Source organism: Luteibacter sp. Sphag1AF, assembly GCF_014192715.1.
In the GTDB taxonomy this organism is placed as follows: Bacteria; Pseudomonadota; Gammaproteobacteria; order Xanthomonadales; family Rhodanobacteraceae; genus Luteibacter.
Genome location: NZ_JACHYH010000002.1, coordinates 487,883 through 508,842 on the forward strand (window position 1 = coordinate 487,883; position 20,960 = coordinate 508,842).

The following is a 20,960-nucleotide window of genomic DNA, read 5'->3' on the forward strand; positions in this document are numbered from 1 at the left end:
GATCATTCATCTCCACTCTTCCCCTGTCTTACGAGGCGATCATGCTCGATAAGAGTTATCCCTATTACGTGGCCAACAAGCCATACGCCCCCAATACCGATCTTGCCGTTACCGACAAGTATTCCGGGGAAATAGCCGCACGTGTGGCCATGCCGGACGATGCCGCCGTGGAAAAGGCCATTGCCGCCGCTGTCGCCGCGACCGGCCCCATGAAGGCGTTCAAGCCCTATCAGCGCCAGGCCGTACTGGAGCACTGTGTTCGGCGTTTCGGCGAGCGCCAGGACGAACTGGCCTATGCCCTGTGCGTGGAGGCGGGCAAACCCATCAAGGATGCGAAGGGCGAAGTGGTTCGCCTGATTGAGACATTCAAGATCGCCGCCGAAGAATCCGTGCGCATTAACGGCGAAACCATAAATCTTGAAATTTCCGCGCGCAGTGCGGGCTATCACGGCTACACCAGGCGCGTGCCGATTGGCCCCGTGGCATTCATCACGCCATTCAATTTCCCCCTTAACCTGGTTGCGCACAAAGTGGCACCTGCCATCGCGGCCGGCTGTCCCTTCGTGCTGAAACCTGCTGAGCGCACGCCGCTTGGCGCGCTGATCATCGGCCAGATTCTCGCCGAGACAGATCTTCCCGAAGGGGCGTTTTCCGTATTGCCGCTGGAAGGTCGCGCCGCCTCGCCCCTGGTCACCGATCCGCGCCTGAAAATGCTGTCGTTCACCGGCGGCCTCATCGGCTGGGATTTGCGCGCACAGGCCGGGCACAAGAAAGTGACCCTGGAACTCGGCGGCAACGCCGCGTGCATCGTCGATGGCGATCAGGGTGCGCAGCTGGACAAGGTCGTGGAACGCATCGTTTTCGGCGCTTACTACCAGTCCGGACAGAGCTGCATCAGCGTGCAGCGCATCCTCGCCCACGCGGCCATTTACGACGAACTGAAATCCCGGCTGGTCACTGCCGTCAAGGCGCTGAAATCCGGCGACCCGAAAGACTCCAGCACCTTCCTCGGTCCCATGATCGACGAGGCTGCCGCCACCCGACTTGCCTCGTGGGTGGAAGAAGCGCGCAGTGCCGGCGCCACCGTGCTGTGTGGCGGTGGACGCAAAGGCGCCATGCTGGAGGCCACGCTGCTTGAAAACGTGCCGCACGACGCACGCGTGCAGCGTCAGGAAGTTTTCGGCCCGGTCGCCCTGATGCAGCGCGTGGAAAACTTCGACGAAGCGATCCGCGTGGCCAATGACTCGGATTTCGGACTTCAGGCCGGCGTCTTCACCAACGACCTGCGCCATGCGATGCGCGCATGGGACGAACTGGAACAGGGTGGCGTCATCGTCAACGACATCCCCAGTTTCCGCGTGGACAACATGCCTTACGGCGGCGCGAAGTCGTCCGGACTCGGTCTGGAGGGCGTGCGCTACGCCATCGAAGACATGACTGAATTGCGCCTGATGGTAATTCGCGACATCTGACACATAACCTGCAACAGCGCCAGCTCAAGCTGGCGCAGTACTTTCCTGAGGCTAGCGGATGACAACCCTCATTTTCCTCCAGGGCTGGAGCGTCACCGACACTTCCACTTACGGCCAGTTGCCCGCCGCCATGCGTGATCGTGTGGCGCAGCAAGGTGGCACGCTCACCACGCTGGACATTCACCTGGCCGAATACATCACGTTCGTGGATGCGGTGACCATGGACGACATCGTGCGCGCGTTCGACAGCGCATTGCGAAAACTGAACCTTCCCAACGGGGAGTTCGACTGCATCGCCCATTCCACGGGAGGGCCGGTCGTCATGGCATGGCTGCGCGCGCAACACGACAAGCCGTCGCTGTACGCGCCGCTGAAGTTGCGCCACCTGATGATGCTGGCACCGGCGCATTTTGGTTCCGCACTGGCCCAGTTGGGCAAAGGCGCGCTCGGCCGTCTGAAAGCCTGGTTTGGTGGCGTTGAGCCCGGCCAGCGCGTGCTCGACTGGCTGGAGCTGGGCAGCGACGAATCACTGAGACAGAACATCGACCTGATCCACGGCACCGACTTCTCCCTCAGCGGTACGTATCTTTTTGGCCTGATCGGCGACCGCCCTGACCGCAAACTCTACGACGTCATCAACTCCTACACCGGCGAAGATGGCTCCGATGGCGTCGTGCGGCTGGCCGCGGCGAACCTCAACGCCACGCATGCGGTGCTGGCGCAGGACCCGGTGACGATGCAGTTCTCCGTCACGGTAAAGCGCTCACCCCGCACCGCGTTTCGCCTGATGCCCGGCCTTGCCCACACGGGGAATCACGGGATCATGGCCGGCACACCCACGCCTTCGATCACGGTGGACACGCTGCTGCGGTGTCTTGCCGTGAATTCCCAGGCGAGCTACGCCGCGTTGTGCGATGCGTTTGCCAACGAGAATGCCGCGCGCGACGCCGACAAAGTCGAACTGGAACCTGCGGGCATTTTTTCTCCGCGCGTGCACATTCACGATCCGCGCAGCATGCTGATTCTGCGTCTCGCCGATGACCGCTCTGAGCCGCTGCCCGACGCGCAGTTTCAATTAACCGCAGGTCCCGACGCCAGCGAGAACGAATTGCCGCAAGGCTTCATGCTGGACCGGCAGGCCAATTCACAAAGCGCTGGCGTGGTGACACTGTTTCTCAATTACGACGTGATGGCAGGCGACGCAGCCGTCACCGATCCACGCGATTCAAGCAAGACATTGCGCCAGGCGCTGGTCGGCCATCGACCGTATGGCGCACGCGTGGCGCCGAAAGATCTGAGCGGACTGGTCCACCACCTGGTCGGCGTGACCGCAACCGACAGCGATTTGCTGGACAGCATGGGCCCGCATGAAACCACGGTGGTTGACGTCGTACTAGCCCGCCGCGTGACCGAAGGGGTGTTCCGCTTCACGTCCAATCTGGCCCCGGAAGATTTCCGCCAGCCCGTGCAGGGTGCGGATCTGTAGACAGATGGTGACCCCGGCGCGATTCGAACGCGCGACCTGCCGCTTAGGAGGCGACCGCTCTATCCAGCTGAGCTACGGGGTCATCGCCCGAAGGATAGCGGGGAACAGCGTATCGGGAAAGGCTGAGGATCTGGCGCAGCCTCAATGCTGGAGGGTGCCTACAGGCAGCAGCGTCGGATCGAGCGGACGTTTCACGTCGCCGCCGAAAGCCCGGCGCACGCCATCGGCGCCTTCCACAGCCACGAGGGCGCGGGTGGAGTCGTGCTCAACGTGCGCAGCCCGGTTCATGGCAAAGCGCAACGCGTCCACCCGCGAGGGGAACTGCGCAACCACGCGATTGTCCTGGCGCACGTCCCACGCCCGATTTTCATTGGGGCGATAGGGGATGTCGAATACAACCGTCGGCATGAGAAGTCCTTTGAAATCTCGGAGAACACGGTGCCAGCATGAACTTGCGGGTGTCGTTGGCGGGTCTGCTGGCGCGCTTATCTCCGCGACACTTCCGTGACATTCGTGCACGTCGCGCCGCACAACGGGGTCTTACCACCCGTTTGCTAGAATCGCGGTTTTACCAAGGCCGGAAGTCATCCTCCGCGCCCCCACAGGAGCCGTCATGTCCGCAAAGATCCTTGAGTCGCTCGGTCTGTCCGCCAATGAATCGGGCACCTATCTGGGCCGGGGCCAGTGGTCGTCCACGAAGGACGCCGGCACGCTCAGCCCGACCAACCCCGCCACCGGCGAGGTCATTGCCACCGTTCAGGCCAGCAGCGCCGCCGATTACGAGACCATCGTCCAGCGCGCTCAGGAAGCCTACGCGGTATGGCGCACCACCCCGGCACCGCGCCGCGGTGAAGCCGTCCGCCTGTGCGGTGAAGCACTGCGCAAGCACAAAGACGCCCTCGGCTCGCTGGTCGCCCTGGAAATGGGCAAGATCAAGCCCGAAGGCGACGGCGAAGTGCAGGAAATGATCGACATCGCCGATTTTGCCGTTGGCCAGAGCCGCATGCTCTACGGCTACACCATGCATTCGGAGCGCCCCGGCCACCGCATGTATGAACAGTGGCACCCGATCGGCCTGGTCGGCATCGTCAGCGCTTTCAACTTCCCCGTGGCCGTGTGGAGCTGGAATGCGTTCCTTGCCGCCATCTGCGGCGACATCTGCATCTGGAAGCCGTCGCCCAAGACGCCGCTGTCCGCCATCGCCACGATGAAGATCTGCAACGAAGCCCTGAACGATGCCGGTTTCCCGGACATCTTCTTCCTGTTCAACGACGCAGGCACCGAACTGGCGCAGACGTTCGTTGACGACAAGCGCATTCCGCTCATCAGCTTCACCGGCTCGACCAAGGTGGGCCGCATGGTCGGTGAGCGCGTTGCAAGACGCATGGGTCGCAGCCTGCTCGAACTGGGCGGCAACAACGCCATCGTGCTGGATCGCAGCGCCGATCTGAAGCTGGCCATCCCGGCCATCGTCTTCGGCGCCGTGGGTACCTGCGGCCAGCGCTGCACGTCCACGCGCCGCGTGCTGGTGCACGAGTCGATCTACGACAACGTGCTGGACACGCTGGTCAAGGCATACGGCCAGGTCGAGCAGAAAATCGGCGATCCCACCGACGCCGCCACGCTGATGGGCCCACTCAACAGCCCGGAAGCCGTGAAGGCCTACCTCGACGCCATCGAGAAGGCAAAGGCTGCCGGCGGCACCGTTCGCACAGGTGGCAAGGCCCTCACCGACCGCAAGGGCAACTTCGTGCTGCCCACGATCATCACCGGCCTGGACAACTCCAGCGACGTGGTGCAAACGGAAACCTTCGCGCCCATCCTCTACGTCATGCCGTTCAAGACGCTGGATGAAGCCATCGCTATGCAGAACGCCGTGCCGCAGGGTCTGTCCTCCTCGATCTTCACCCAGGATCTGAAGGGCGCCGAGCAGTACCTGTCGGCAGCCGGTTCCGATTGCGGCATCGCCAACGTCAACATCGGCACGTCCGGTGCAGAAATCGGCGGCGCGTTTGGTGGCGAGAAAGAAACCGGTGGTGGCCGTGAATCCGGCTCCGACGCATGGAAGGTCTACATGCGCCGCCAGACCAACACCATCAACTACTCCGATGCGCTGCCGCTCGCCCAGGGCATCAAGTTCGACTTCTGATGATGGCAACGCACGCAACCATGCCGGGACTGATCGGCAAGCGGGTGATCGTCGCCGGCGGCAGCAAGGGCATCGGGCGTTCCATTGCCGTAGCCTTCGCCGCCGCGGGCGCGGATGTGTCCGTCTGCGCGCGCGGTGAAGCCGCTCTTGCGGAAGTCACCTGGCAGATCGCCCAGCATGGTGTGCGTGCGCATGCGTCGTCCTGTGACCTTGCCGATCCGGCCGCCATCGACCGCTACGTGGCCGAAGCAGCCGAAGCGCTCGGGGGCATCGACATCCTGGTGAACAACGCCACCGGCTACGGCATGAGCAATGACGAAGACGGCTGGGCCAGAAGCATCAACGTCGACCTGATGGCAGCGGTGCGCACCTCGCGCGCCGCCCTGCCATGGCTGCGCGATGGCCGCGATCCGTGCATCCTGCACACCGTGTCGATCTCGGCGTTCTACGCCAGCCCTCGCAGTGCGCCGTATGCGGCGATCAAGGCCGCCGTGTCCCACTACGCCATGTCGCAGGCACTGGAACTCGCACCCACCGGCATTCGCGTGAACGCCATTGCACCCGGTTCCGTCGAATTTGAAGACGGCCTCTGGGAGCGCCGCAGAAGCACCGATCCGGAGCTTTACGAACGCACGCTGGCAAGCATTCCTTTCGGCCGGTTTGGCCGTCCGGAAGACATCGCCGGCGCCGCACTTTTCCTGGCCTCGCCGCTGGCCGGCTGGATCACCGGACAGACACTGGCAGTAGACGGCGGTCAGATCCTTACCTGAAGGGCTGTGCCATGAATGACCTGCGCTCGACCGAACGCTTCTCCGACCGCGTGGAAGACTACGTCCGCTACCGGCCAGACTATCCGCACGCACTGATCGACTGGCTGGCACATCTGGGTGTCACGGCAGACTGGATCGTGGCCGACATCGGTGCGGGCACTGGCATCTCCAGCCGCATGTTCCTCGATGAGGAACACACCGTGATCGCCGTGGAGCCCAACGCCCCCATGCGTGCAGCCGCCGTGCAGTGGCTGGGCAGCGACCCGCGCTTTCGTGCCGTGGATGGCACGGCAGAAGCCACCGGCCTGCCCGACGGCAGCGTCGACCTGGTCACCGTCGCCCAGGCATTCCACTGGTTTGACCAGGCCAGCACCAAACGCGAATTCCACCGGATACTGAGCCCGCGTGGCCTCGTAGCGGTGTTCTGGAACTCCCGCAGGCTGGTCGGCACGCCCTTTCTGGAAGGCTACGAGCGCCTTCTTCTCGAATACGGCAACGACTATGTGAGCGTGGCCGAGCGCTATGCCGACGACGACACCATGGCCGAATGGTTTGGCGACGGCTATCGGGGCATGGCCTCTTTCCCGCACACCCAGAAGCTGGATTTCGATGCCCTGAAGGGGCGTCTGCTATCGTCCTCCTACGCGCCCCGCCCCGGCCACATCAACTACGAGCCGATGCTTTACGCTCTGCGCGACCTGTACGACGCCTGCGCCAGCGATGGCGGCGTCGACTTCGACTACGACACCCGCATTTTTGCGGGCTCGGTACACCCAGCCTCATCCTGACGGACCCACCGATGTACGACCTGATCCGACCGCTACTGTTCGCGCTGGACGCCGAGACGGCCCATGGGCTCACCCTCTATCTGTCTGATGTAGCGCATCGCAGCGAGCTGTCCCGCTGGATCGCCAGACCGCCGGCTGCCCTGCCCGTGCGCGCATTCGGCATCGACTTCCCCAATCCCGTCGGCCTGGCCGCCGGTCTGGACAAAAATGCCGATCACCTGGACGGCCTTGCCGCCATGGGCTTCGGCTTCGTGGAAGTCGGCACCGTCACGCCGCGCCCCCAGGCAGGCAACGACAAGCCGCGCATGTTCCGCCTTCCGCAGCACGAAGCCGTCATCAACCGGCTGGGCTTCAACAATGCGGGCGTGGATGCGCTGGTACGCAACGTCGAGCGCGCGTCATTCCGCGGCGTGCTGGGCATCAACATCGGCAAGAACAAAGACACCCCCAACGAAAACGCTGTCGACGACTATCTGCACTGCCTTGATCGCGTGTATCCGCTGGCCAGCTACATCACCGTCAACATTTCTTCGCCCAATACCCAGGGCCTGCGCGATCTGCAGGAAGAAGACACGCTGCGCCGCTTCATCGGCACGCTGCGTGAGCGCCAGGAACAACTGGCCGGTCAGCACGGCGCACGCAAACCCATGCTGCTGAAAATCGCTCCTGATCTTGCGGAAGCCGAACTGGACGCCATCGCCGAAGTACTGCTGTCGGCCAGCGTCGATGGCGTCATCTGCACCAACACGACCATCGCCCGCGATGCCGTCGCAGGTGATCCGCATGCGGGAGAAACCGGTGGCCTGTCCGGGCGCCCTCTTTTCCAGCGCTCCACTGAAGTGCTGCGCGGCATGTCGCGCCGCCTCGGTGGCAAGGTTGGCATCGTCGGCGTGGGTGGCATTCTTGATGGCGATGGCGCCGCAGAAAAAATCGCCGCAGGTGCCTCCCTCGTGCAGCTCTACTCCGGCCTTGTCTATCGCGGCCCGAAACTCGTGGCCGAGGCCGTCGAGGAAATCCGTCGTCAGCAGGTGTCCGCATGAACAACGAACCGGTCGACATGGGCGGCTTCACGCTCGCCAGCGACGCACCGCTGGGCACGCGCAACACCCTGCGTGTGGATGCACGTGCAAAGCTTCTGGCCGAAGTGCGCGATCCCACCAGACTGCCTGAACTGCTCACCTACCCCGCCGTCAAGGACGGCAAGGTGCTCGTGCTTGGCGAAGGCAGCAACGTGCTGCTGGCAGGTGACTACAACGGCACCGTCGTGGTGATGGCAACCCGTGGCGTTGAAACCATCCAGCGCGACGACCGCGTACTGCTGCGCGTGGCCGCCGGCGAACGCTGGGACGACTTCGTGCGCTGGTCACTTGGCCAGGGTTATGCGGGACTTGAAAACCTCATCCTCATTCCCGGCACCGTGGGCGCGGCACCCATCCAGAACATCGGCGCCTATGGCGTGGAAGTTGCCGAGTTTGTCGACAGCGTGGAAGCGTGGGACACCCACGCAAACCAATTCGTGATCCTGGATCGTGCGCAGTGCGCATTCTCCTATCGCCATTCCAGCTTCAAGGCGCAGGCCGGCCGCTGGATCATCACCGCCGTCACCTTTGCCCTGCCACGCGAACGCCCTCTCAACATGGACTACGCAGGCATCGGTGAAGAACTGGAACGCATGGGCGTACCGAAGCCCGCGCCCTTCCACGTCGCCGAAGCCGTCGTCCGCCTGCGCAGCCGCAAGCTGCCCGACCCCGCGGTCATTGGCAATGCGGGCAGCTTCTTCAAGAACCCCATCGTCAGCTCGGCCACGGCAGATGCGCTCGCCCTCGCCCACCCCGGCCTGCCCGTCTGGCCGCACGCCGGAGGCACCGCCAAACTCTCCGCTGCGTGGCTGATCGAAGCCTCAGGCTTCAAAGGCCAGCGCGACGGCGATGCAGGCATCTCCAACCGCCACGCCCTTGTACTGGTCAACCACGGCAAGGCCACCGGCCCCGAACTGCTGGGCTTCGCCCGCAAAATCATGAGCTCCGTGGAAGCCCGCTTCGGCGTCCGCCTGGAACCCGAACCGCTGGTGGTCTCCTGAGACGTCAGTGATCTGCTGCACCAAGCCGCAGTACCCGGAGAAAGGCATCCGCCGCCCTCATCGGGAGCGGTAGGAGCGCGAGGGCCTTCGGGCGGAAAAGGCCCCGCAGCGGTGGCCGGCAGGGATGCCGCCTTCTCGTGCCTCACCGTGCTTTTCGCAGCCGCGAGCAAGCCCGCTCGCCAACACCCACGATCAAGCCTTGCGGCGACGCTCCACGTCGGGAAGAAACAGCGCGAAGATGCCGATCAGCGGAAGATACGCGCACAACTGGTAGACGAAGTCGATGCCGTGGCTGTCGGCCAGTCGGCCCAGCAATGCGGCGCCAATGCCGCCCATGCCGAACGCAAAGCCGAAGAACAATCCCGAAATCATGCCCACACGACCGGGCACCAGCTCCTGCGCGTAAACCAGAATCGCTGAGAACGCCGACGCCAGTACCAGTCCGATCACCACGCTGAGCGCCGCCGTGGCAAACAGGCCCACATGGGGAAGCAGCAGCGTGAATGGCGCCACGCCGAGGATCGAAATCCAGATCACGTACTTGCGTCCAATGCGATCACCCACGGGCCCGCCAATCACCGAACCTGCCGCTACCGAGAACAGAAAAACAAACAGATACGTCTGCGCACTGGGCACCGAAACACCGAAGCGGTGAATCAGATAAAACGTGTAATAGCTGCTCAGGCTGGTCAGATAAAAATACTTCGAGAACACCAGCACTCCGAGCACCGACAGCGCGAACGCCACCTTGCCGCGTGACAGCACCACACCGCCCTCACGCTGCTTGCGCGACACACCGCGTGTTGCGTGATTCAGCGCGTACCAGCGACTGATCTGCAACAACACGACGATGGCCAGCAACGCCGCCAGTGAGAACCACGCCACGCTGCCCCGACCGTGCGGCACGATGAACCAGGCGGCCAGAAGAGGACCGACTGAAGACCCCGCATTGCCGCCCAACTGGAACAGCGACTGCGCCAACCCATGCCGTCCACCCGACGCCATGCGCGCCACACGCGACGACTCCGGATGGAAAACCGACGATCCCGTCCCCACCAGCCCGGCGGCCACCAGCAGCACGCCATACGTGGGCGCCACCGCCAGCAACAGCAGACCCACCAGCGTAAAGCCCATGCCGATCGGCAGCGAATACGGCATCGGCCTGCGATCCGTCACCATGCCGACCACCGGTTGCAGCAGCGACGCCGTCACCTGATACGTCAGCGTGATAATGCCGATCTGTCCGAAACTCAGATGAAAACCCGTCTTCAGGATCGGATAAATCGCCAGAATCAACGACTGCATCATGTCGTTGAGGAAATGGGCAAAACTGATCCCACCAATCACGCCAAACGCCGTGCCTTCAGCCACCGGTGCGGCGACTGCAGAAGCAGATGGAACAGGCGCAGACGCGACAGGCATCGGTTCGATTTGTGCGGACATGGGAAAGCTCGTGGGGAAGGTACTGCGCTTGCGCGCTCAGGTAGCACACCATAAAGTGGGCAGCGAAGGCCCGCATTCGTCACCGGGTCAACTTTTGTCGAAATTGGGCCAAAGATGCGAAATGCCCGCGCCTCCACCCTCGAAGACACGCCCCGCGACGTCATTGCCACGGGCAACGAATACGTCGCCGACACCGTGCTGCCCGCCCACAACCACCGGCGCGGACAGCTGCTTTACGCCTCGCAGGGGCTGATCGAAGTCTTCACCGACCAGGGCAGCTGGTTGCTGCCCCCACGTCGTGCCCTATGGATTCCACCCGGCGTAACGCACGAAGTGCGCATGATCGGCGCCGTGTCCACGCGAAGCGCTTACGTACTGCCGCATGCCGTCGCCGCTGCCGGGTTGCCGGTGGCATGCCGGGTCATGACCGTGTCGCCGCTGCTGCATGCCCTGCTCAGCGAAGCCGTGGACCTGCCCACCCTTTACGAGGTCAACGGGCGCGATGGCGACGTCATGCGTTTGCTGCTGACCGAGACAGCCATCATGGAAGAGTTGCCGCTCAACGCTCCGCTGCCCGCGCATCCGCGTCTGGCTGCGTTGTGTCGCACCTTGCTGGATGACCCGCAGCGCGACAAGGATCTGGACGCCATGGCCAGCAGCGCCGACATGAGCCGGCGCAACTTCACGCGACTATTTCGCCAGGAAACCGGCATGAGCTTCGCAGCATGGCGGCACCAGGCCTGCCTGATGACGGCACTGGCGCGACTCGGTCAGGGCCAGGCCATCACCCGCGTTGCAGCGGACCTTGGGTACGCCAGCCCCAGCGCATTCTCGGCAGCCTTCCGCAAGACGCTGGGCAGCGCACCGAGCCGCTACTTGCAGTCCCCCGGCGCCCATGTCACCGCCCTGCAAGATGCCTGACATATCGTTAAGGCGACGACGGCCCTTCGACGCCGTACCGGCGTACCATGGGTCTCCCGCACCGGTATGGAGCTTGCGCCGCCAGCCCCTCTACCGGAGCGCCGAACCTGGACACGATGACCATTTCCACCGACGCCATTCCCGCTGCCAAGCCGTTGCCTCCTGGCAAGGCCTCCAGCACGCCCGACGCCTCGCCCGTCGATCTTTCCGATGCCAGCCTGTACGTCAACCGCGAGCTTTCGCAGTTGCAGTTCAACATCCGCGTGCTGGATCAGGCGCTGGATGAATCCAAGCCGCTGATCGAGCGCCTCAAGTTTCTGCTGATCTTCTCGAACAACCTCGACGAATTCTTCGAGATCCGCGTCGCAGGCCTCAAGCAGCAAATTGCCTTCGACCACGAAGTGATCGGACAGGACGGCGTATCGCCCAAGCGCGCACTGGCGGAAATCGCCGACATTGCGCACCGGCAGATCGAACGCCAGTACGCCATCCTCAACGAAAAAATCCTGCCGGAACTGGAAACCCACGGCATCCGCATCGTGCGCCGCAATCAGTGGACGCATAAGCAGAAGCTCTGGGTGCGTCGCTATTTCCGTCAGGAAGTGGCGCCACTGATGACGCCGATCGGGCTGGACCCCACGCATCCGTTTCCGCGCCTGGTCAACAAGAGCCTCAACTTCATCGTGCAACTGGAAGGCACCGACGCGTTCGGCCGTGACTCAGGCCTGGCCATCGTGCCGGCGCCACGCGTCCTGCCGCGCATCATGCGTTTTCCGGACGAAGCATGCGAAGGCGGCGACAACTACGTACTGCTTTCCTCGATCATTCACGCGCACGCCGATGACCTTTTCCCCGGCATGCGGGTACTGGGTTCGTACCAGTTCCGCCTGACCCGCAACGCCGACCTGACCATCGACCCGGAAGACGTGGAAGATCTGGCGCGCACACTGCGCGGTGAACTCTTCTCGCGCCGCTATGGCGATGCGGTACGCCTGGAAGTGGCGGACAACTGCCCGAAGCCGCTCGTCGATTACCTGATGAAGCAGTACTCGCTGGAAGCCGATTCGCTTTACGAAGTGAACGGCCCAGTGAACCTCGCGCGCCTGTTCGCCATCACGCTTAAAGCCGATTACGCACGCCTGCAATACCCGCCGTTTGTTCCCTCGCTGCCCAAGGCACTGGGTGACGCAGACGACATGTTCCAGGTCATCGGCAAGCAGGACATCCTGCTGCTGCATCCGTACGAGTCGTTCTCCCCGGTGGTGGACCTGCTGCGTCAGGCGGCGAAAGATCCGCAGGTGCTGACGATCAAGCAGACGCTGTACCGCAGCGGCGCCAACTCCGAGATCGTGGACGCGCTGGTGGAAGCGGCGCGTGCGGGCAAGGAAGTGACCGCCGTGGTGGAGCTGCGCGCGCGCTTCGACGAGGAATCTAACCTCACCCTCGCCTCGCGTCTGCAACAGGCCGGCGCCGTCGTGATTTACGGCGTAGTCGGCGTGAAAACCCACGCCAAACTGATGCTGGTGCAGCGTCGCGAGAACGGCAAGATCGTCAGCTACGCGCATCTTGGCACCGGCAACTACCACTCGGGCAATGCACGCCTTTACACCGATTACAGCCTGCTGACGTCCGACGAAGCCCTGTGCGACGACGTCCATCGCCTGTTCCGCCTGCTGACTGGCATGGGCAAGGTGCTGAAGATGAAGCGCATGCTGCATGCGCCGTTCACGCTGAAGAAAACCTTCCTCGAACTCATTGCGCGTGAAGCGGCCAACGCCACGGCTGGCAAGCCCGCGCAGATCATCTGCAAGGTCAACGCCATCACCGATGCGAAGATCATCCGCGCGCTGTACCGGGCCAGCCAGGCCGGGGTGAAGATCGACCTCATCGTGCGGGGCATGTGCTGCCTGCGTCCGGGCGTGCCGGGGGTGTCTCAGAATATCCGCGTCCGCTCCATCGTCGGCCGCTTCCTCGAGCACAGCCGCGCCTACTGGTTCCAGAACGTGGACGAGCCCCTGCTCTATCTGGCCAGCGCCGACCTGATGGAACGCAATCTGGAACGTCGCGTGGAAACCTGCTTCCCCATCGAGGGCAAGAAGCTCCAGCAGCGGGTAAAGAAAGAACTCGATCTGTACCTCACCGACAACCTCTCGGCGTGGAACATGCAGCCCGATGGCAGCTATGTGCTGGGACAGCCGTCAGCCGGGCAGCCCGTCCGCGATGTGCAGGCGCAGCTTCTGGAGAAGTTCTGCGGCGCGGTGGCCCTGCCTCCGGCCTGATCCTGTATTTGCCCCGGATGCATTAATCATCACGCATGCCCCTGACAACTGAGCCAGAACGAGGCGCAGTTGTCAGGGGGCATCGGGCAACGCCAAAAGCTGACGCCGGTTACGCCAGCAACGCCGCAGCCGCAACCACGTCGTCATCCCCGGGAAGAACGAGAAACGCTGCGCCAGCCAGTGGTGTAAACGTGTCCGCACCCACCACGCGATGCAACGGCGTGGCGCCATAGCCACCTTCCACAATGGCCGTAATGACGCCCTCGCCTACGCCCGCACTCTTGCGGCCTTCATCCACCACCAGGATGCGTTTGGCCGATGCGGCCTGTGCCTGAATGAATGGATCGTTGAGCGGCACCAGCCAGCGCAGATCCACGACCCGCACCTTCCAGCCATGCGTCGCTTCAATGCGGCGCGCGGCGCGCAGGCTCATCGGCACGCCGTTGCCAAAGGTGAAAATGACCAGATCGTTGTCCGACGCTTCGCCGTAGATGCGGCCTTCGCCCAGTGCCATCGCCTCACCCGGCGCCGGATAGCTGAACTGCCATGCGCCATCACCCGCTTCATGGAGGTCTTTGGTCATGTACAGCGCGATGGGTTCAAGGAAGGCACAGACACGACCGTCCACCTTGGCCAGCGCCGCGAGCGTACGCAGCATGGTTGCCGCATCGTCACCCCGGCTGGGGCAACCCACCACCAGACCCGGAATGTCGCGCAACGCGGTAATCGAGTTGTCGTTGTGGAAATGGCCACCGAAGCCACGCTGATAACCCAGCGACGCAATGCGCACCAGCATGGGATTGCGATACTGGTCGTTGGAGAAAAACTGCAACGACGCCGCCTCGCCGCGAATCTGATCGCACGCGTTGTGAAAATAGGCCAGGTACTGAATTTCCGGAATCGGCAGCATGCCCATGTTGGCGTAACCCTGGGCAAGCCCAAGGATCATGGTTTCATCCAGCAGCGTGTTGAACACGCGCGCATTGCGGAATGTCTTGTGCAGCCCCTTGGTTACGGTATACACGCCGCCCTTCTGGGCCACGTCCTCGCCAAACAGAAGCGTCTGCGGATACTTCGCCATCAGGTCGTGCAACGCCTGATTGATCTGGATGGCCAGATGACGCGGCGCCTGTGCTTCGGGCAATTTCTCCGCACCGCCGAATGCGCGCTCGCGCGCTTCCACATAGTCCGAACGCTCTGCTTCCGCGCGCACGGCATCGGGCGTATAAGGCGCCAGCGGCGCCATCACGTCAGCCAACGAGGAAAGACGCGGGCGGCCGTCGGCATCTTCGGCGGCCTCGAAGCAACGGCGACGTATGCTGTCGTACAGCGCGAGCAGCGTGGGCTTGTCGTACAGCCCCGACGACAGCGCAATCGCTGCCGAGCGCAGCAGCGGATCGGTGGCTTCCAACGCCACCAGTTCTTCCACCGAACGCCATTCGATCTCGAAGTCCGTACCAGCGTGACCCATGATGCGGGTGGTGTTCAGATGCAGGAACGTGGGCCGGCGCGTGTTGCGGCAGTGCGCTACCGCGCGCTCCACATCGGCGTAGCCGCCGGACAGGTCCAGACCGTCCGCGTAGAAATAATCCAGATTGGCACGCTGGCGGAAATTGCTGGCCACCCAGCCGCCCGGCGTTTTCACCGAAATGCCGATACCGTTGTCTTCGCATACAAACAGCACGGGCGCGGGCAGCTTCTGGTAGGCCGTCCACGCGGCGGCGTTGAACGCCGTCTGCGCCGTCGCGTGATTGGACGATGCGTCACCGAACGAGCAGATGGTGATGGAGTCGTCGGGAATGGGCAGCGTATGACCGATGCGCGGCGCCTGCTCGATGGCAATGGCCGTACCCAGCGCCTTGGGCAGATGCGAGGCGATGGTCGAGGTCTGCGGAAGCACCCACAACGGTTTGCTTCCCCACACCTTGTGGCGGCCGCCCGATGCCGGATCTTCCTTGCTGGCCGCAAACGACAGCGCCGAATCCATCACCGGATCCATGCCCGGCAACTTGCGGAAGCGCTCGGCCATGAAAGCACCGCTGCGATAGTGCAGAAACGCCGGATCGGTGTGCCGCGTGGCGCGCGCCACCATGGCGTTGCCTTCGTGCCCCGACGAGCCGATGGTGTAGAACACCTTGTTCTGCACGCGGAGCACGCGCGCCATCAGGTCAAGGTGACGGCTGATGAGCTGCGACTCGAAGAGTTCGCGAAAACCACGCGCATCCAGCGAACTGCCCGGCAACACCGGATCGTGGTCGCGCGGCGTGTCGCCGACCTCGCCCTGCCAGAACTGCACAAATTCCACGAAATTCTGATCAACGATCTCGGCGCGGTTAAAGCCCTTGTGACGGGCGGCAATGGCGTGCGGAATGGACATGGGGTCGGACTCGAAAGAATCGAACGAAAGAAGGGGGAGGTGCGGAGGACGTCAGGCGTCTGCCAGCACGTGAAGCAATGCGTGAGCGCGCTCGTCGTCCTTGGGCCGTCCAAACAGCGCCAGCAAAGCGCGCTGATCGGTCACAGAAGCCACCCGGATGTGGCGCAAACCGTCCACCGCCCGAGAGCGGGAGACGGCAACGTTCTGCCAATGGCCGTCGACGGCGACTTCCAGGCCGCCCATCACTTCCACCGGCATGCCGGCCCACGCGTAGCGGGAAAAACGCGAGCGGAAGCGTCCACCATCACCGGGAACATAGCCTGGCTGGTGCCAGGCCGACCACGCGGATTCGATACGGATGGCGTCTTCCACACTGGTAAGCAGGTCGATATCGGCCACCTCGACATCGGCGCCTGCCAGCAGCGCCGCAGCGCTGCCGATCACGATCACTTCGGAAACGCCCGTGCCCACCAGCGCGCTGTCCACCCGGGACAGCGCGTCGCGAACGCCTGCGGCGATCCCGGAGAAATCAGAACGCATTGATGCCGGTCAGTTCGCGGCCCACGACCAGCTGGTGGACGGTTTCGGTACCTTCGTACGTGATGACCGATTCCAGATTCAGCGCATGGCGGATGGCGCCGTGCTCCGTGGTGATGCCAGCGCCGCCCAGAATGTCGCGGCACTCGCGCGCGATATCCAGCGCCATGCGCACGTTGTTCCACTTGGCCAGCGACACCTGCGTGGGATGCAACTTGCCCGCATCCTTCAGACGGCCCAGCTGCAACGACAGCAACTGCGCGGTGGTGATGCGGCGTGCCATGTCGGCCATCTTCGCCTGGGTGATCTGGTTTGCTGCAAGCGGACGTCCAAACAGGATGCGCTCCGCGGTGTAATCGAGCACTTCACGCAGGCATGCCTGCGCGGCGCCGATGGGACCCCAGGTGATGCCGTAGCGTGCCTGATTGAGGCAACCCAGCGGTCCCTTCAGGCCCACCACGTTGGGCAGCCGTGCCGAATCGGGCACACGCACATCGTCGAAGAACAGCGCCGACGTCACCGAAGCGCGCAGGCTCATCTTCTTGTGCACTTCCTGCGCGGTGAAACCCTTGGTGTCGGTCGGCACGATGAAGCCCTGGATGCCGTCTTCGGTCTGCGCCCAGACGATGGCGATATGAGCGACGTTGCCGTTGGTGATCCACATCTTGGCGCCGTTGATGACCCAGTCGCCGCCATCGCGACGCGCCACGGTCTTCATGTTGGCCGGGTCCGAGCCGCCGTGCGGTTCGGTCAGACCGAAGCAGCCGATGACTTCACCGGCGGCCATGCGCGGCAGGTAGTTTTTCTTCTGCGCTTCGTCGCCATAGGCGTAGATCGGGTACATGCAAAGCGAGCTCTGCACCGAGGCGAAACTGCGCAGGCCAGAATCTCCGCGCTCCAGTTCCTGGCAGATGAGGCCATAGCTCACCGCATTCATGCCGGCGCAGCCGTATTCCTCCGGAAGCGTGGCGCCCAGGAGGCCAAGCGAAGCGATTTCCGGAATCAGCTCCTTCGGGAAGCGGCCCTGATCGAAGCAGTCGCCGATGATCGGCAGCACTTTCTCGTCGACGAACCGGCCGACGGTGTCCTGCACCATGCGCTCCTCGTCGGTAAGCAGCGAACGGACGTCGTAAAGGTCGAGCGGATCGAGGCGGTGGGCCATGGCGCAAATCCCGAAAAGGAATGGGGGAAACCACCGATTGTAGCCAGCGGCCCCACGGCGGTCATGCCGGGCCGCAACATCTTTGCCTACGCGCATGTCGGGCACTGAATCGCGTTCAGTCGGCGTTTCGCCGACAGGCAGCGGAACAGCGGGCGAGCACCATACCCGGCCTTCCCCCACCGATACGGAGTTGCCCATGAATCACCACACTTCCCGCCACCCGGCGCGCCTTGCCGCGTTCGCCGCCCTGTTCTGCGTGGCCTCGCCCGTTCTGGCCGAGCGCATCAGCGGCCCCCTCGTGCTCGTGGATGAACGCAACGCTGCCCAGACCGTGGTGTACGGGTTCCGTACCGATGGCGGTTCGGATCTCCTGCCCGTCCTGGATGCGATGGCGGGCGGCAAAGCCGCCTGGGCGAAGGCGGACCTGACCCGCCTGCTGGGCGAGCCGGCCCTCCAGCGGGTGGAAGCACCGGGCGAAGGCTCCTCCGGCACGGTGACCGATGGCACCGGCTACTGCCTGGAGCGCGTGGGGCTACAGGTGAAGTGGACGACCTGCGAGCAGCGCCCGGGACAGACCTGGACGATGCTTGCAGGTGGCTACCTGCTAAGCGCTTCGGGCCTCCCGGCGTCGCTGGGCTTCGACCCGGCATCGTCCGGCCAGCAGGGTGCCTCGGCGTTCCATTCGGCCATCATGCATCTGGACATGTCGCTGATGACGCGCACGGCTCCGTAAAGCGCCGTTCGCCTCCTGACCCCAGCCGCCTGCCATAATGAGCACGCCCCCTCCTCCCCGGGAAGCATGCTCGTGATCAAAGGTGTCCTGCTGGGTTTTGCCTGTTACGCGGCCTACGCGTGCAGCGACGCCTTCGTGAAGTTGCTGGAAGGCTCGCTGCCCGCGTATGAGGCTGTGTTTTTTGGCGCCGTGCTGGCACTGGCAGCCATCCCTTTCCTGAAGAAACCCGGTGACCAGTGGCGCGAGATCATCGTGTCCAGGCGCCCCGCCCTGTGGCTGCTGCGCGCGCTTGCCGGTGCCGTGGGCAACGTTTCCGCCGTGATGGCCTTCACCGCACTGCCCATGGCCGAAGCGTTCGCGCTGATCTTCCTGCTGCCGATCTTCGTCACCATCCTGTCCGTCATTTTCCTCAATGAGCACGTGGGCTGGCGTCGCTGGTCGGCTGTGATCGTCGGCTTCATTGGCGTGCTGGTCGTCTTGCGGCCCGGCTTCCGTCATCTGGGCCACGGGCACGTCGCCGCGATTGTCTGCGGCATTGCCGGTGCGCTGTCGATCATTGCGCTGCGCATGGCCGGAGCGCATGAAAAACGCATCACGCTATACGGTGCGGGCGTCATCGGCCCCATGGTGGCCGGTGCGGTACTGATGCTGCCTGCGTTTGTGTGGCCCGATGCACACCAGTGGTTCCTGCTGCTGGGCTACGGCCTGCTGGCCGCCGCCGGCGCCGTGCTGCTGATGTTTGCCACGCAGAATGCACCTGCCAACCGCATCGCGCCTACACAGTACAGCCAGATGCTGTGGGCCATCGTGTTCGGATACTTCCTGTTTCACGACACGCTGGACTGGCCGATGCTCATCGGCATCGCGCTGATTCTTGGAGCGGGCCTTTTCACCTTCGTGCGCGAAGACAAGAAGACCAACTGGTGGCGGCGCACGCGCGTGGTGGGCGGCGCAGGATCGGCCTGATTCAGGCAACTCCCTCAGGGATTGCTGACCCCATGCGGCACGTGCCCGGTCGCCACATGCCGACGAGCGGATTCCACATTGGCCGGGGAATCATCGAAGAAGATGTCGGCGCCGAACGCATCAAGGAAGGGCCCCTTGTCGCGCCCACCCAGAAACAGCGCTTCATCAATACGCACACCCCAACGACGCAATGTGAGAATCACGCGCTTGTGCGCAGGTGCCGAACGCGCCGTGACGAGGGCGGTGCGAATGGGCGAGGTTTCCGCCGGGAATGCGGCCTGCAACCGGTGCAATGCGGCGAGAAACCCACGGAAAGGCCCGCCTGACAGCGGCTCGGCCCACAGTTCGTTCTCGCTGCGATGGAAGGCGTCCAGTCCCTGCTCCCGCGACACCCGCTCGCCTTCGTCACCAAAAATGACGGCATCGCCATCAAAAGCGATACGAAGCTGCTCGCTGGAACGCTGCGGTGCCGTGGACGGCAGAATGGTGGCGGCAGCAACGCCCGCACGCAGCGCACGGCCCACGTCTTCCGCATTCGCGGAAAGGAACAGGTCCGCACGGAACGGACCAATGTAGTCGGACGTGGGCGCGCCACTGGTGAACGCCGCACGCGAAATGTTCAGCCCGTAATGTTGAATGGCGTTGAAGATGCGCAGCCCCGTGTCGCCCGAGTTGCGCGATAGCAGAATCACCTCCACCGGCGGCAGGTCAGCGGACAGCGCATTGAGTCCGAGCAGCTTCTGCACGAGCGGAAAAGCCACGCCCGGCTGGAGCAAGTCGTTCTCATGCTCGATCTGGAACTGCCGGTAGGCATCCAGACCATCGCGCTCGAACAGCTCGTGGCTGTCACCCATGTCGAAGAGCGCACGCGAGGAAATGGCCACGACCAGGCGATTGTCGCCAACGGACGCAGTGTCGTGGGCATTGTGTTCGGTCTTCGGCGTAGTCATCAGGTCACTTCGGTAAGGCGTTACGACAGGGCGAACTGTTCGTCGAGAATCCGCTGCTGGAGATTGTGCTCCGGGTCGAACAGCAAACGCACGCCATGCCGGCGCGACTGGCGGATTTCCACCACGCGCACGTCACGCACTTCGTGGAAGTCGGCCGTGGCACTGATCGGGCGCTTGTTGGGATCGCGCGTTTCAAATCCTACCCGTGTGGCATGCGGCAGAATCGCGCCGCGCCAGCGTCGGGGACGGAACGGGCTGATGGGTGTCAGCGCGAGCACGTTGGCGTCCAGCGGCAAGATCGGGCCGTGGGCCGAAAGGTTGTACGCCGTGGAGCCGGCCGGTGTGGACACCAGAATGCCATCGCACACCAGTTCTTCCAGTTTCACCGCGTCGTTGAGACGAACCTGCAAATGCGCCGCCTGGTTGCTCTGGCGCAGCAGTGCCACTTCGTTGAACGCCAGCGCGCGCTGCTCGCTGCCATCCGCGCAGGTCACGTGCATTTCCAGCGGGTGCAGTACGGCCGGATGGGCGCGCTCGATGCGTTCCACCAGGCCGTCAACGGCATGCTGGTTCATCAGGAAACCGAGACGGCCGAGCTTCATCCCGTAGAACGGGACAGCAAGGGTGCGGAAAGTGTGCAGGGTACGCAGCATGAAGCCGTCCCCTCCCAGCGACACGATGATCTCGGCCTCGGAGGGATCAACGTCCCCGTAGTGCTTCACGAGAACATCGCGAGCCTGCTGGGCGACATCGGTTTCGCTGGCAACGAAAGCTAGGCGCATGAGAGAAGGAAGCCGGTACTGGAACCAGCGTCGAGCTTAGTGCATTGGGGATGGACGTGGGAGGT

General features: G+C 63.6%; 18 protein-coding genes and 1 tRNA gene. 11 read left to right on the plus strand and 8 right to left on the minus strand.

Going from position 1 to position 20,960, the window contains the following annotated elements:
* Positions 1–41 precede the first annotated feature (41 nt).
* Both FHW69_RS09310 and FHW69_RS09315 read left to right on the plus strand, forming a co-directional pair.
* Positions 42–1,472, plus strand: a complete 1,431-nt coding sequence (locus FHW69_RS09310) for an aldehyde dehydrogenase family protein (protein WP_183422768.1) — start codon at positions 42–44, stop codon at positions 1,470–1,472.
* A 58-nt stretch (positions 1,473–1,530) separates the two neighbouring features.
* Positions 1,531–2,958: a phospholipase gene (locus FHW69_RS09315; protein ID WP_183422769.1), complete on the plus strand. Its 1,428-nt coding sequence runs from the start codon at positions 1,531–1,533 to the stop codon at positions 2,956–2,958.
* A gap of 5 nt (positions 2,959–2,963) precedes the next feature.
* Here FHW69_RS09315 and FHW69_RS09320 read toward each other — a convergent pair.
* Both FHW69_RS09320 and FHW69_RS09325 read right to left on the minus strand, forming a co-directional pair.
* Positions 2,964–3,040: transfer RNA gene (locus FHW69_RS09320), tRNA-Arg, on the minus strand.
* A 59-nt stretch (positions 3,041–3,099) separates the two neighbouring features.
* Positions 3,100–3,366, minus strand: a complete 267-nt coding sequence (locus FHW69_RS09325; RefSeq protein WP_183422770.1) for a hypothetical protein — start codon at positions 3,364–3,366, stop codon at positions 3,100–3,102.
* A 205-nt stretch (positions 3,367–3,571) separates the two neighbouring features.
* Between FHW69_RS09325 and FHW69_RS09330 the strand changes: the two genes are divergently transcribed.
* From FHW69_RS09330 to murB, 5 genes are read left to right on the plus strand one after another with little or no spacing between them, the layout of a single operon-like run.
* Positions 3,572–5,107, plus strand: a complete 1,536-nt coding sequence (locus FHW69_RS09330) for an aldehyde dehydrogenase family protein (RefSeq protein ID WP_183422771.1) — start codon at positions 3,572–3,574, stop codon at positions 5,105–5,107.
* A gap of 20 nt (positions 5,108–5,127) precedes the next feature.
* Positions 5,128–5,877 (plus strand): SDR family oxidoreductase, encoded by a 750-nt coding sequence (locus FHW69_RS09335; RefSeq protein WP_255494719.1) that lies wholly within the window; start codon positions 5,128–5,130, stop codon positions 5,875–5,877.
* 11 nt (positions 5,878–5,888) lie between these two features.
* A complete protein-coding gene (locus FHW69_RS09340) occupies positions 5,889–6,665 on the plus strand; it encodes a class I SAM-dependent methyltransferase (RefSeq protein ID WP_183422773.1) in 777 nt (258 codons plus the stop codon).
* A gap of 11 nt (positions 6,666–6,676) precedes the next feature.
* Positions 6,677–7,705, plus strand: coding sequence for a quinone-dependent dihydroorotate dehydrogenase (locus FHW69_RS09345; RefSeq protein WP_183422774.1), 1,029 nt, complete (start codon positions 6,677–6,679; stop codon positions 7,703–7,705).
* A complete protein-coding gene (murB, locus tag FHW69_RS09350) occupies positions 7,702–8,745 on the plus strand; it encodes a UDP-N-acetylmuramate dehydrogenase (RefSeq protein ID WP_255494720.1) in 1,044 nt (347 codons plus the stop codon). Before FHW69_RS09345 ends, murB begins: the two co-directional genes overlap by 4 nt.
* Positions 8,746–8,937: 192 nt before the next feature.
* Here the strand turns inward: murB and FHW69_RS09355 are convergent, their stop codons facing one another.
* Positions 8,938–10,188, minus strand: a complete 1,251-nt coding sequence (locus FHW69_RS09355) for an MFS transporter (RefSeq protein WP_343204000.1) — start codon at positions 10,186–10,188, stop codon at positions 8,938–8,940.
* A gap of 114 nt (positions 10,189–10,302) precedes the next feature.
* Between FHW69_RS09355 and FHW69_RS09360 the strand changes: the two genes are divergently transcribed.
* Both FHW69_RS09360 and ppk1 read left to right on the plus strand, forming a co-directional pair.
* On the plus strand, positions 10,303–11,109 hold the full coding sequence (locus FHW69_RS09360) for a helix-turn-helix transcriptional regulator (RefSeq protein ID WP_183422775.1): 807 nt from the start codon (positions 10,303–10,305) through the stop codon (positions 11,107–11,109).
* A 116-nt stretch (positions 11,110–11,225) separates the two neighbouring features.
* Entirely contained in the window at positions 11,226–13,388 is a 2,163-nt protein-coding gene (gene ppk1, locus FHW69_RS09365) for a polyphosphate kinase 1 (protein WP_183422776.1), read from the plus strand.
* 109 nt (positions 13,389–13,497) lie between these two features.
* On the opposite strand, the gene FHW69_RS09370 is transcribed toward ppk1, so the two are convergent.
* From FHW69_RS09370 to FHW69_RS09380, 3 genes are read right to left on the minus strand one after another with little or no spacing between them, the layout of a single operon-like run.
* A complete protein-coding gene (locus tag FHW69_RS09370) occupies positions 13,498–15,765 on the minus strand; it encodes a thiamine pyrophosphate-dependent enzyme (RefSeq protein WP_183422777.1) in 2,268 nt (755 codons plus the stop codon).
* Positions 15,766–15,816: 51 nt separating this feature from the next.
* Positions 15,817–16,305: a hypothetical protein gene (locus FHW69_RS09375; RefSeq protein WP_183422778.1), complete on the minus strand. Its 489-nt coding sequence runs from the start codon at positions 16,303–16,305 to the stop codon at positions 15,817–15,819.
* Positions 16,295–17,464 (minus strand): acyl-CoA dehydrogenase family protein, encoded by a 1,170-nt coding sequence (locus FHW69_RS09380; protein WP_183422779.1) that lies wholly within the window; start codon positions 17,462–17,464, stop codon positions 16,295–16,297. The genes FHW69_RS09375 and FHW69_RS09380 overlap by 11 nt, the downstream gene beginning before the upstream one ends.
* 196 nt (positions 17,465–17,660) lie before the next feature.
* Here FHW69_RS09380 and FHW69_RS09385 point away from each other — a divergent pair, with 196 nt between their 5' ends.
* Together FHW69_RS09385 and FHW69_RS09390 are read left to right on the plus strand one after the other, a co-directional pair.
* Positions 17,661–18,197, plus strand: coding sequence for a hypothetical protein (locus FHW69_RS09385; protein WP_183422780.1), 537 nt, complete (start codon positions 17,661–17,663; stop codon positions 18,195–18,197).
* A 72-nt stretch (positions 18,198–18,269) separates the two neighbouring features.
* Positions 18,270–19,163, plus strand: a complete 894-nt coding sequence (locus FHW69_RS09390) for a DMT family transporter (protein ID WP_183422818.1) — start codon at positions 18,270–18,272, stop codon at positions 19,161–19,163.
* A 14-nt stretch (positions 19,164–19,177) separates the two neighbouring features.
* Here FHW69_RS09390 and FHW69_RS09395 read toward each other — a convergent pair whose 3' ends face one another.
* Together FHW69_RS09395 and FHW69_RS09400 are read right to left on the minus strand one after the other, a co-directional pair.
* The gene (locus FHW69_RS09395) at positions 19,178–20,113 is read right to left on the minus strand and encodes a 5'-nucleotidase (RefSeq protein ID WP_183422781.1); all 936 of its coding nucleotides are present in this window, start codon (positions 20,111–20,113) and stop codon (positions 19,178–19,180) included.
* Between the two features lie 20 nt (positions 20,114–20,133).
* Positions 20,134–20,895, minus strand: a complete 762-nt coding sequence (locus tag FHW69_RS09400; RefSeq protein ID WP_183422782.1) for an NAD kinase — start codon at positions 20,893–20,895, stop codon at positions 20,134–20,136.
* Positions 20,896–20,960: the final 65 nt, after the last annotated feature.